This is a genomic window from Rhodococcus sp. RS1C4 (assembly GCF_002258225.1).
In the GTDB taxonomy this organism is placed as follows: Bacteria; Actinomycetota; Actinomycetes; order Mycobacteriales; family Mycobacteriaceae; genus Rhodococcoides; species Rhodococcoides fascians_E.
In genome coordinates, this window is the sequence record NZ_NOXZ01000041.1 from 13,198 (window position 1) to 24,820 (window position 11,623).

The 11,623-nt window shown below is 63.4% G+C and carries 12 protein-coding genes and 1 tRNA gene; 9 read left to right on the forward strand and 4 right to left on the reverse strand.

The annotated features are described in order from the left end of the window. The first annotated feature begins 3 nt into the window (after window positions 1–3). The 7 genes from CH289_RS21685 (at window position 4) to CH289_RS21715 (ending at window position 5,686) form a co-directional block, all read left to right on the forward strand. Window positions 4–843, forward strand: a complete 840-nt coding sequence (locus tag CH289_RS21685) for a segregation and condensation protein A (RefSeq protein ID WP_019667872.1) — start codon at window positions 4–6, stop codon at window positions 841–843. Then, window positions 836–1,519 carry an SMC-Scp complex subunit ScpB gene (gene scpB, locus CH289_RS21690; protein ID WP_019667871.1) on the forward strand — a complete coding sequence of 228 codons (684 nt, stop codon included), beginning with the start codon at window positions 836–838 and terminating at the stop codon, window positions 1,517–1,519. Before CH289_RS21685 ends, scpB begins: the two co-directional genes overlap by 8 nt. Before the next feature lie 11 nt (window positions 1,520–1,530). Further along, on the forward strand, window positions 1,531–2,634 hold the full coding sequence (locus CH289_RS21695) for a pseudouridine synthase (RefSeq protein WP_019667870.1): 1,104 nt from the start codon (window positions 1,531–1,533) through the stop codon (window positions 2,632–2,634). Then, complete coding sequence (gene cmk, locus CH289_RS21700; RefSeq protein WP_020113240.1) at window positions 2,634–3,332, forward strand: (d)CMP kinase; 699 nt, start codon at window positions 2,634–2,636, stop codon at window positions 3,330–3,332. The genes CH289_RS21695 and cmk overlap by 1 nt, the downstream gene beginning before the upstream one ends. After that, complete coding sequence (gene der, locus CH289_RS21705; RefSeq protein ID WP_019667868.1) at window positions 3,329–4,774, forward strand: ribosome biogenesis GTPase Der; 1,446 nt, start codon at window positions 3,329–3,331, stop codon at window positions 4,772–4,774. The genes cmk and der overlap by 4 nt, the downstream gene beginning before the upstream one ends. An 82-nt stretch (window positions 4,775–4,856) precedes the next feature. After that, window positions 4,857–4,930, forward strand: a tRNA-Pro gene (locus tag CH289_RS21710). A gap of 399 nt (window positions 4,931–5,329) precedes the next feature. Then, the gene (locus CH289_RS21715) at window positions 5,330–5,686 is read left to right on the forward strand and encodes a hypothetical protein (RefSeq protein ID WP_462052412.1); all 357 of its coding nucleotides are present in this window, start codon (window positions 5,330–5,332) and stop codon (window positions 5,684–5,686) included. Between the two features lie 799 nt (window positions 5,687–6,485). On the opposite strand, the gene CH289_RS21725 is transcribed toward CH289_RS21715, so the two are convergent. The 4 genes from CH289_RS21725 to CH289_RS21740 form a co-directional block, all read right to left on the reverse strand. Continuing rightward, window positions 6,486–7,535, reverse strand: a complete 1,050-nt coding sequence (locus CH289_RS21725; RefSeq protein WP_094728510.1) for a ComEC/Rec2 family competence protein — start codon at window positions 7,533–7,535, stop codon at window positions 6,486–6,488. Between the two features lie 426 nt (window positions 7,536–7,961). Next, window positions 7,962–8,603, reverse strand: coding sequence for an RES family NAD+ phosphorylase (locus CH289_RS21730; protein ID WP_256977424.1), 642 nt, complete (start codon window positions 8,601–8,603; stop codon window positions 7,962–7,964). Then, a complete protein-coding gene (locus tag CH289_RS21735) occupies window positions 8,600–9,106 on the reverse strand; it encodes a hypothetical protein (RefSeq protein ID WP_094728514.1) in 507 nt (168 codons plus the stop codon). Before CH289_RS21735 ends, CH289_RS21730 begins: the two co-directional genes overlap by 4 nt. Window positions 9,107–9,171: 65 nt before the next feature. Next, window positions 9,172–9,987, reverse strand: a complete 816-nt coding sequence (locus CH289_RS21740; RefSeq protein ID WP_094728516.1) for a DNA/RNA non-specific endonuclease — start codon at window positions 9,985–9,987, stop codon at window positions 9,172–9,174. Window positions 9,988–10,113: 126 nt separating this feature from the next. Here CH289_RS21740 and CH289_RS21745 point away from each other — a divergent pair, with 126 nt between their 5' ends. Together CH289_RS21745 and CH289_RS21750 are read left to right on the forward strand one after the other, a co-directional pair. Then, the gene (locus CH289_RS21745) at window positions 10,114–10,320 is read left to right on the forward strand and encodes a hypothetical protein (RefSeq protein WP_008720325.1); all 207 of its coding nucleotides are present in this window, start codon (window positions 10,114–10,116) and stop codon (window positions 10,318–10,320) included. Window positions 10,321–10,460: 140 nt separating this feature from the next. Further along, window positions 10,461–11,513 (forward strand): hypothetical protein, encoded by a 1,053-nt coding sequence (locus CH289_RS21750; RefSeq protein WP_256977425.1) that lies wholly within the window; start codon window positions 10,461–10,463, stop codon window positions 11,511–11,513. Window positions 11,514–11,623: the final 110 nt, after the last annotated feature.

Sequence of the window (11,623 nt, forward strand, 5' to 3'; positions counted from 1 at the left end):
CCGATGACCGACACCGCCACCGAGACCACGCCGATCGAAGTACCCGAGAACGAGGACCCGTCGCGTTTTCGTGTTCGGCTGCTCAACTTCGAGGGGCCGTTCGATCTCCTCCTCACACTGATCAGTCAGCATCGCCTCGACGTCACCGAAGTCGCGCTGCACACTGTCACCGACGATTTCATCTCCTTCACCAAGAGCCTGGGCAAGGAGATGGGCCTCGATCAGACGACGGAGTTTCTGGTCGTCGCGGCGACTCTGCTGGATCTGAAAGCGGCGAGGCTGCTGCCGTCGGGTGATGTCGAGGACGCCGAGGATCTTGCCCTTCTCGAAGTGCGCGATCTTCTGTTCGCGCGGTTGTTGCAGTATCGGGCGTACAAGCAGGTTGCTCAGCTCTTCGGCGAGCTCGAGGCAGCAGCCCTGCGTCGGTATCCGCGGTCGGTCTCCGTGGAGGACCGCTACACCGACCTGATCCCCGAGGTGCTGTTGGGCGTCGATGCAGCTCGATTTGCGGACATCGCGGCGGCTGCCTTCCGGCCGAAGCCGATCCCGAAGGTCGGTCTCGATCACATTCACCAGCACTCGGTGTCGGTTCCCGAGCAGGCGAAGTGGGTCATGGAACGGCTGGAGAGCAAAGGCGAGGGCGCATGGACGCCGTTCTCGGAGCTGACCGAGGGATGCGAACACACCGTGGAGATCGTCGCGCGGTTCCTTGCGCTGCTCGAGTTGTTTCGCGAGCAGGTTCTGGCGTTCGAGCAGCCCGAGCCGCTGGGTGAGCTGTTGGTGACGTGGACGGGTAAGGAGAAGTCGGGGCAGGTTCTGGTCTCGGCGGTGGATTATGGATGAGCAACAGCCGCTCGACGTGGAGTCTGCGGAGGAGACGGACGAGCTGGACGACGCCACGCTCGTCTCGGCTCTGGAGGCCGTCCTGCTGGTGGTGGATTCGCCGGCATCGAACGAGCAGTTGGCGTCGGCCGTCGGGAGCGATGTCGGACGCGTGAAGCCGATTCTCCAGAGGATGTCCGCGGATCTGACCGAACGACGCAGCGGAATCGATCTCCGATACGCCGGTGACGGCTGGCGTTTCTACACGCGCACGGTGTACGCGCCGTACGTGGAGAGGCTGCTTCTCGACGGCGCTCGGTCCAAGCTCACACGCGCGGCATTGGAGACTCTCGCCGTTATCGCATATCGTCAACCGTTGACCCGCGCGCGAGTCAGCGCCGTGCGAGGGGTCAACGTCGACGGAGTGATGCGCACGTTGCTCGCTCGCGGACTGATTTCGGAAGCTGGAGTGGATCCGGAATCGAACGCAACCATGTACTCCACAACCGAGTTGTTCCTCGAACGGCTCGGTCTGGCTTCGCTCACGGATCTGCCACCGCTGGCACCGTTGTTGCCGGGAGTGGACCTGATCGACGAGATCAGTGACAGCATGGATACCGACCCGAGAGTCACCCGCTCCACCAAGAACCGCGGATCGAAACCCGATCCGGTAGCCGAGCTCGACTCGGACGACTGATAGGTAAAGAAGTGAACAAGCCCGCTCGCCGTGATGGCACACCGGACAGGAACAAACGACAGGCTCCGCGTAGGAAGCCGACGACCGGACGGTCGGAGGATCCGCGCGAGAACCGACGCAGGGACGATGCACCCCGCGCCGGAGGACCCCGCAAGGCTGTCCCGCGCAAAGGCGTCGACCAGCGCAAACCCTTCGAGAACAAGCCGGTCGACAGTGGCATCAACGATCGCAGCAACGACGCAGTGCCGCGCAAGAAGCCCTCTCGGCCCAAGCCACCGAAGCCGCAGAAGAAGCAGGCTCCGTCGACCACCATTTCCAACGCGAAGCCCGCGAAGCACCAGTACATCGAGCCCGACGCCAAGCGGCGTCACGTCCCGCGCGGTGAGGGTGTGCGTCTGCAGAAGGTGCTCGCTCAGGCCGGTGTCGCATCGCGCCGGGCTGCCGAAGAACTGATCGCCGACGGTCGCGTCGAGGTCGACGGCCGCATCGTCACCGAGCAGGGAATCCGGATCGATCCGGACGTCGCGATCGTCCGCGTCGACGGCACACGCATCGTCGTGAAGGAAGAACTCGTTCACCTCGCGATGAACAAGCCGCGTGGATGGCAGTGCACCATGTCCGACGATCTGGGACGCCCGTGCGTCGGCGACATCGTCTCCGAGCGCGTGCAGGCAGGGCAGCGACTGTTCCACGTCGGACGTCTCGATGCCGACACCGAGGGCCTTCTGCTCTTCACCAACGACGGTGATCTTGCTCACCGCTTGATGCATCCGTCGTACGAGGTGTCGAAGACCTACCTGGCCACGTTGTTCGGCGCGATCCCGCGGGATCTGGGCAAGAAGCTCAAGGCCGGCGTCACCCTCGACGACGGTCCGGTGAAGGTCGACGGGTTCGCGCTCCTCGACATCTCCAACGGCCTGTCACTCGTGCGCGTCACGCTGCACGAGGGCCGCAAGCACATCGTCAGGCGCCTGTTCGACTCGGTCGGATTCCCGGTCGGTCGCCTCGTGCGCACCGACGTCGGCAACGTTGCTCTCGGCGACCAGCGTCCCGGCACGTTGCGTGTGCTGGGACGCGGCGAGGTCGGCAAGCTCTACGAGTCGGTCGGTCTGTGATGAACGATCTCGGCATCGACGGGCTGGTCATTGCCATGGACGGGCCGTCGGGAACCGGTAAGTCGACGGTCTCGCGCAAGCTCGCCACGGCACTCGACGCTCGGTACCTCGACACCGGTGCGATGTACCGCGTGGCGACGGTGTGGGTGCTGCGCGCCGGAATCGATCCGACGGATTCGGAGAAGGTGGCCGACGTCGTCGCGACGCTTCCTCTGGACATCGGCACCGACCCCGCGGCGGAGGCAGTCACTCTTGCAGGTGAGGACGTTTCGGAGGAGATCCGAGGAGAGGCCGTCACCAAGGCGGTCTCTGCTGTGTCGGCCGTTCCTCGGGTGCGGGAGCTCCTGGTGCAGAAGCAGCGCGACATCTCGGCGTCGTTTCCGCGGATCGTCGTGGAGGGTCGCGACATCGGGACCGTCGTGTTGACCGACGCCGACGTCAAGGTCTTCCTGACGGCGTCGCCGGAAGCACGGGCGGACCGACGCAACAAACAGAACATCTCTCAGGGACGGGTCGACGATTACGAGGCAGTTCTCGCCGACGTCCAACGCCGCGATCATGCGGATTCCACTCGCGCCGTATCTCCGTTGCGGCCTGCCGAGGATTCCGTGATCGTGGATACCAGCGATCTGGGCATGGACGGCGTCATCGACGCGTTGCTCCAGGTTGTGCACGACAGAACTGGAGTGAAGCAGTGACCGAGGAATTCTACGCAGGCGAGGTCGCAGGCGACGGCACGTGGAGCGAAGAGGGGGAGTGGGACCTTCTCGATTACGTCGACGGTGACGATGCAGAGGCAGCGGTCGCAGTCCCGACTCTCGCAGTCGTCGGACGGCCCAACGTGGGAAAGTCGACGCTGGTCAACCGCATCATCGGCCGACGCGAAGCAGTTGTCGAGGACATTCCCGGCGTCACGCGTGACCGAGTGTCCTACGAGGCCAACTGGGCCGGACGTCGGTTCCTGGTGCAGGACACCGGCGGGTGGGAGCCCGACGCCAAGGGACTGCAGCAGTCCGTTGCGCGCCAGGCCGAGTTGGCGATGAACACCGCCGACGCGATTCTGCTCGTCGTCGACGCACGCGTCGGGTCGACGACGACCGACGAAGCGGTTGCGCGAGTGCTGCGCCGCTCGAAAACTCCGGTGCTGTTGGTGGCCAACAAGGTCGACGACGGACGCACCGAGTCCGAGGTTGCATCACTGTGGTCGCTCGGCCTCGGCGAGCCGAATGCGGTGTCGGCGACGCACGGCCGCGGCACCGGTGATCTGCTCGATCGCGTTCTCGAAGCGCTCCCGGAAACTCCCCGCGAAGGTATTCCCGGCGGCGGTCCGAGACGAGTCGCCTTGGTCGGTAAGCCCAACGTCGGCAAGTCGTCGTTGATCAACAAGCTGTCCGGCGACGAGCGATCCGTTGTGCACGACGTTGCAGGTACGACCGTCGATCCCGTCGACTCCCTCGTCGAATTGGGCGGTAAGACATGGCGTTTCGTCGATACGGCCGGCCTGCGCAAGCGAGTCAGCCATGCCAGCGGCGCCGAGTTCTACGCGTCGCTGCGGACGAAATCGGCCATCGAGGCCGCCGAGGTCGCAATCCTGCTCATCGACTCGTCACAGGTCATCTCGGAGCAGGATCTGCGTGTTCTGTCGATGGTCGCCGACGCGGGCCGTGCGCTCGTGCTGGCGTTCAACAAGTGGGACCTCGTGGACGAGGACCGTCGACTGCAGTTGGAGAAGGAGATAGATCGCGATCTCGCTCGGGTGCCGTGGGCGCAGCGTGTCAACATCTCCGCGCACACCGGCAGGGCCGTGCAGAAGCTCGTTCCGGCCCTCGAAACAGCTCTCGAATCCTGGGACAAGCGAATCCCCACCGGCAGGCTCAACAACTGGCTCAAGGAGGTCGTCGCCGCGACGCCCCCGCCGATGCGTGGTGGGCGTCTGCCGAGAATCATGTTCGCCACCCAGGCGACCACCCGTCCGCCGACATTCGTTCTGTTCACCACAGGCTTCCTCGAGGCCGGCTACCGCCGGTTCATCGAGCGGCGTCTGCGTGAAGAGTTCGGCTTCGACGGCAGCCCCGTCCGTGTCTCGGTCCGTATCCGCGAAAAGCGCGAGCGGCCGGGCAAGGGCAACAACCGCCGATAGATTCTCCGCCCACCCCTGACCAGGCGATTTCGTGTCAGGGGTGGGGCTGGGGTAATCTCATCGAGCGCCTTAACCGGCGCGGCGGGCTGTGGCGCAGCTTGGTAGCGCACTTGACTGGGGGTCAAGTGGTCGCAGGTTCAAATCCTGTCAGCCCGACATCTATTTGCGCAGTTCAGAGGCGGTTTCGGAGAGATCCGGGGCCGCCTTTTTCGTTCGAAATAGAGCCTCAGTGTCACGAGTTGTCACAACTCGGTCGGAACTCGCGTTTTGGGTCCATATGGATTCATGTCTGCGGTGTCCGCAGATTCGTGCGTCCACCAGTCCCGCGCAATGCGCGCGGGCACTTCCAACCCACCGTGGACTTCTCTGAACTAAGTGAGACCTGGGAATTGCTAGATGTTTGCTACCGCCCTGCCGGCCCGGCGGAGTTCGCACTGACAATGCCGTCGGATCTTGACGCCGTAAATTGCATTCTCCGCACCATCTAAGCCAAAACTCCCGGTCAGCGCAGTTTTGCACTGGGGACATGTCAGTGACCTGCATTAGGCTGCTCATATGGACTTCCGGCCGGGCCGTGCACCTGCTGTGAGCACTGTCGCGGGCACCCCCGAAGGCGGCAGGTCGTTGGCGGTCGGGCCGGAGGTCCCGCCCGCCGTCACGAAACGGATCGCGGCCGCCGTGCAATCCTCGCGGTCGGAGGGAACGCGCAAGACCTACGCGGCCGCGTGGAGACGCTTTATGAATTGGTGCGACATGAATGGTCACGTGACGTTGCCTGCGCACCCGATCACCGTCGCCGCCTACCTCGTCGACGCGGCCGACACCCGTACCGAAACAGGGGAGCGGGCCTACGCCGTCGCTACGTTCGGTACTTGGATCGCGGCGATCAACAGTCGGCACGGTCGCCGTTAGAGCCTTCTCGCGACAGTGCAGAACCAACCTCGATGCCGCGGTCTGACGCGAGGATTACGTCCAATCTATAGGGCGTACGTGAGCTTGACGAGTTCCTGGGCATACCTGTCGGCTGCAGCTCGAACGGAGTCCTCCGATGCAAAACCAACCAGCACCAACACCTGAACACAACCGATTCCCGCAGCTACGAACGGGCCGGCAACGCCGATGTCCACAACTGAGCAGGCAGCCAGGACCCCCAGAATGGCGCAAGCAAGCGTTGCCGCGACCCCGATTATGATTCCTTTCGGGCGCAATCCAAGCAAGCTGCGTCGGAAGCAGTACCAAACTAAAGTGTTCTTTAGTAGCGGGTAGTTTCCTGCGTCTCGGGTTAACGCAATTATTCGGCCGACCGCCGTCTCATAAATTTGATCGGCGCGTCGGGGGTCTGCACGTTCCTCCGACTCAGAGGGCAAACGGAGCGTTGAGCCAATCAACAGGGCTAGTGTGCGGTGTAAGTCGGCCACCCGCTCGGGATTTCCTGCGTTCACCCATCGAAGAAGTGACGTTGTGGGTGGCCCACCCCAGCTCGCCCACAGTGTCGGTTCAAGGTTTTTTCCTGGATTGTGACCAAGATGTACAGACAATGTGCACACCGCCAACCATAGAGGCACTGGTACGACCTGCCACCACTGCGCGGCAGCGCCGAGTTCGGATGCGATGACCTGCAGGAGCGCGACTACCGGACTGCTCACGATCAGACTCGGGAGACCGTAAGCGCGAAAATCAAATGTATCAATCATTTTTGGCAATTCCACGTCTATTCCGAATCTTCGACTAGCGGTCCCAGACTCGGAATCGGTGTCCACCCCGCTCGATTGACATTGTTCTGGCTGCAAACGATCTGGCCCTCTGTTGCCACAACATGAGCATTACGTCTAAGGAGCGCATTCGTTACCTTCGGGTTCGGGTGCTTGGTGCTGGCCTTAGCAGAACTGACCACGGCAACAACCCGGACCGCTGCGCCAATCGGACCGATCATCCGATCGAGCAAAGACGGAGACAGGTTATGCCGACTCCCGTGATGCGGGACCTGGAACAAGTCGACCGGCGCAGTTGCGAACTCACCTATCACTCGCTCGTACTCATCGGCAGCCAACGACAGGGCGGGCACACCCGCGTCACCCGTGAGGAGCACCCTGCTCTCGTTGTCGGACAACAAGAGCACAGTAGAGGTGTTATTGCGGTGACTGGTAACCGAATCTTCTTCAAGGGTTTCAGGTGGCAGGAACGGCAGAACCCTCGACAGCAGGTCCACAGCCTTGGAGAAAGCCGCGGTCAGACTCCTCTTTGCGCGAGCGGTCGCAGCCACACCAGATCTCTCGTCCAAGATGTACTGCTGAATCAGCGACTGGTAATAGTCCAGCGTCGGACCGAGCACTCGGAATTGGCCACCCCACCGGGTTAATCCGCGAAACGGCTCGGTGACCGTAACTCCCTGCGATTCCGCAAGTGCAATGACCGTATCGATCCTCTCGATGTTGGAGAAAAATTCCGCGTCCCCACTAACAAAATGGTCCCGCGGTCGATGGATAAGCAGCTCTCCGACGCTGAGGTTCTCAAGTACGAAAACCAGTCCGTTGAGGTGATCTGCGTCTGGATGCGTCGAGACGAGTAGGTCGATCCGATCGGTGTCGTAGTAAGTCTGAACGTGATCGACGACGTCTTCTCCGATCGCGGAGTACCCGGCATCGACGACGATGACCCGCGAAGTCCCATCAGTTAGCCAAAATCTGCCCGTGATCGCGTCGCCACTCTTCGTGCCATTGCCATCTTCAGCTTCAACAGGCAAGAAATCTAACTCATACACGTGTAGGTGCCTCTCAGATGCGCGAGACAGCGAAGCGCACGCCCATGTTGACGCGCTGGTTCCACGGAGTTACGTTGGCTGCGAACGTCCAAGTTCAGCCAATAGCTCCGAAGCCGCTACCTCTGGTGTGCCCGTTCCGGGGCTTTTGGTTTGTTATTCGCAGACACTACACCTTGTGTCTGAAACATGCGTGCGACACAACAGGTTGTAATGTCATCCGTGTGTTTTTGATGCCGCGTCTCATACGTACGGCCAGCCAGTGGGATGCGCACCGTCAACATTGCTTGACGGCGCGGTAACTGTTGTTCACGCAGGATTCGCTGCGCCGAGACTGTCGGCTGTTCGAATGACTCTGGCAGGGCCCGTGTATACCGTTTGAATGAACGACGGCGGGCGAGCTCGTCCACTGTTCCCGGCCGACGGCACTCAGAGAGACGGTGGGACGGGCAGAACGGTGATGCCGGTGTCGCGTTGTAGTGCGTCGATCAGGTCCGCTCGCTCGGAGAGCGTGTCGGTCGTCGTCACCGCATAGCTCTGCGGATCCTCGCCTGCCGATGTGTGGGCGCCGGCGGCGTCGAAGAGGGCCAGGCAGGCGTGGGTATGGGCAAGGTCGTGCCGGGCCCAGTATCGGATCCCGGCAAATCCTGCACTGCGAAGCGCCGACGCCCACAGCTGTGTCAGCTGGTAATTGCCGGTGCTGAATATCTCTGCGGTGACGCCGAACTGAGCAGCAGCGTTCGATGTCAGATCCGCAAGTACACGTGCGCCGGCTACATGAAGGCGTGTGACTGCGCGGGTTCTGAGTTCGGTGCTCGGGACAACCCGCATCCCACCCCACGCCTCTAGAAGGGTGATCTGTTCGGACTCGGCTGTGTAGCAGGTGCCGTAGGCGTCTGCGAGGTCGAAGCGGCCGTGGCCGCCGTTCGCGAACCACAACGGCCCGCGGGCAGCGCTGTGGCAGCGAAACACCGCCGTTCCAGCCGGAACCCTGAAGGCAGGGAAGCGATCACGGAGGTGATCCGGCGGGGGAGGGGCGAGTAGATGTAGTGCGGTACGCGGAGCGCTCACGCGGCGAGCTGCTCGGTCGCCGCGCGAGCAAGATCGGCGACCGACTGCCCGTCACCATCGAGCAACACCTGCCGAGGCGTGCGCCCGGCGAGTTCGGGTTGCTCGGTCATCAGCCACGACGCAGCCATCCACCCACCGGCGTCGGCACCTGCCCAGACCCGCAGAACATCCTTGATCCCGAGGATCGGCCGTGCAGGCGTGTTGTCGTCGAACCCTGCCACGGAGTACCCCACCGACCCGTCGGCGGCGAACAGGCGCAGCACTCGATGATCTCGAACCGCCTGGCTTAGTGCTTGTTTCGTCCACCCGGTCACATCCAAGACCTGCTTGTGGGTCAGGATCGCGCCGATATGGTTCTCCCAGGCACGGCGAGCCCTCAGCCCGGAGAGCACGCTGCGGATCCCGTTCTCGACGTACGCGACATCGCTCGGGTTCAGCTCGGTCCCGTCGAGCCCGCTGGCGGCGAGTTCAGCGGCGACGAGATCCTGCAGTGGTGTGCTCATGCCAACCACACTACGGAGGTCAATCAGGTCAAGTCAAGTAGGTCAATCAAAGCCGCATTCTGGTGCTACACGAGGATGTCAGCGAAGGACGACAGTTCGGTCCACCGTTGGGCTTCGAGCCGTGCAGCGGGCTGGAGCGCGTACCGATCTGCGGCGATGAGCTGGTTCATCGACAGTTCGGTCGCGCCTGCAATGTCTTCGACCGGCACCTGGAAGGTTCGGTACGGGCCGAGTGGGGGAGTTGCAGTATCGGCGCGGGCGGGGCGGTCGAGGATCGGCCCCAGCGACGGTGTTTGATCGAGGACGTACCCCGTTGCTGCAAGAACCGTATCCTGTTGCCAAGCAGCGATTTTGAAGAACCGGCGTGGGATGGCCACGCCCCGGTACACCGGATCGTCGGCGGTGAAGATGCATCCGGAGAACACCGACAATCGCTGCCCGTACTGCCGGGCGTGGTCGAGAACGTAGTCCTCGAGGCCGAGCCACAACGTTTTCGACTGATTCAAGGTCGCGGTCTGCGGCGCGCAGACGGTGTAGTGGAACGTGTCGGCGTTGGCCTGCTCGGCGACCGTCGCGGTGCCCCAGACGGGGTCGCGGCGGCGCACCAGATGGCCGCGGTCGAGATCGTTGCTGGCATACAGCTCGGGGCCGGCCTGCTGCGCGGCCGGCAGTCGGGGATCGAGTCGCCAGTCGTCACCACGCTCGACGTCGCGTAGTTGAGATCCGTCGATGTTCACCGCCGTGGATGCTGCGAGAAGTCGCTCGGGGTCGATCGCGACCGTGAAGTGGGTGTACGGCAGCACGGCCAGCCCAGTGCGTGTGGGCGGGTCGAGTTCGGTCGTGGAGAGGAACGTGGCGTCGTAGCCGGAGGGTGAGGTCACGCCTTCAGTGAACCGGTCGATCGTGACGGGTACGTGAACACACCCTCTTCTCAGGCTCGAGTCCGTACCCTCGGATGGCGGCGCCCGAAACCGAGCGCCTGCACCCGAGATCCAGGAGGCATATCCATGGCTGGAATCGCTGACAAGCTCGACAAGGCATACGAAGACAAGCCGCTCACCGAACTCGTCGACGCACCCGTCGAGGCACTGCAGGGCGTCAGCCCCGGTGACGCCGAGCACCTCAAAGCCGCGTTCAACATCAAGACCATCGGCGACCTCGGTCGCAACAAGTACTTTCTCTGGGCGCAGTCGATCGCCAAACTAGCCGAATAGTTGCCAGCTCACGCCGCTGACCGAGAGCCTCAGGACCGCATGGGTCCTGTGGCTCTCGTCGTCGGTCAGCCTTGTCGAATGATCAGCAGGGCTCATGCCGGGACCCAGCGGCGACATCCCCGGAACGGCGTCAGGAATCCTTGACGAGCATTGGCGTCGTCGATCCGGATCTGTCGGTTCAGGCCGGTACCGTCGCACACATGGCGGCGGGACAGGCAAGTGCGGTGACGAGCTACCAGTACCAATGGGGGCTGTTCGTCGACTGGTGCGACGCCGCCGACACCCCGCCGCTACCCGCCTCGCCGGTCACGTTGGCGCAGTTCCTCGACGAGAACCCTGCCCGCGACACGGTGCAGCTGCGGCGGGTGTCCGCGATCAACCGCGCTCACCTCGACGCCGGCCACCCCGCCCCGGGACGGGTGACCTCGCTACGCCTCACGTTGGACTCTGCGCGCGCCGACAGAACCATCCGACGTGCCGCGCGCTACCAGGCCATTGCTGCCGCACTGCCGACCGAAGGGTCGACGGCAGCGTTGTTTGGACGCCGCGACGCCGTATTCCTTCTGCTGGCCGGATCAGGCATGTCCTATACCGCAATTGCAGAACTCGACCGCGGCGACATCGGCGTCGACGGAGGCAGCATATGGATCGGCGGACACCACCGTATCCGCATCGACCCCCACGAGGTCACCGGCTTTCAGCCGGTCGAGGTGTGGGAACGGTGGAACACGGTCCTACGGTTCTCGGATCGGTATCCCTCGACGGCGTTGCTCGCAGAGCATCTGCAGCGCAACACGTTTCCCGATATGACCGCGTTGCCGGACCGCGGCGGTCCTGTCGCGGTCCCGATCGACCGGTGGGGCCACCTACCGTTGCCGGCCGCACCGATGACCGCTGCCGAGAACGGATCGGTGATCGCCGCACACCGCACCGGTATCTCACCGCCTCACACCCTGCGGCGCCGTGTCAGCAGATCGAGTGCGGCCGTCGAGCAGGTCCAGACCGTCGCTGCCGAGAACGCCCCCGTGTTGCCGGGGCTCGGTTCCGGGTACTATCGCGCGGGTGTCGACGCGAGGCGGCGAGCCCACACTGCCCTGGCGCATGTCCCGGACATCGTCGACGACGTCGAGGACCGCATCGAAGCACTGCTGCAGCGCACCCTCGATCTGCTCGGCGACGAGGCCACTCCCTGAGAAGGCCGCGTGCCACCGACGCCCCACAGGGGCATCAGGAGAATCTGACGGACCTACCTGACATAAAACCGGTTTATCGGTGGGCCCGGCAGTTACGTCAGAGCTAGGGT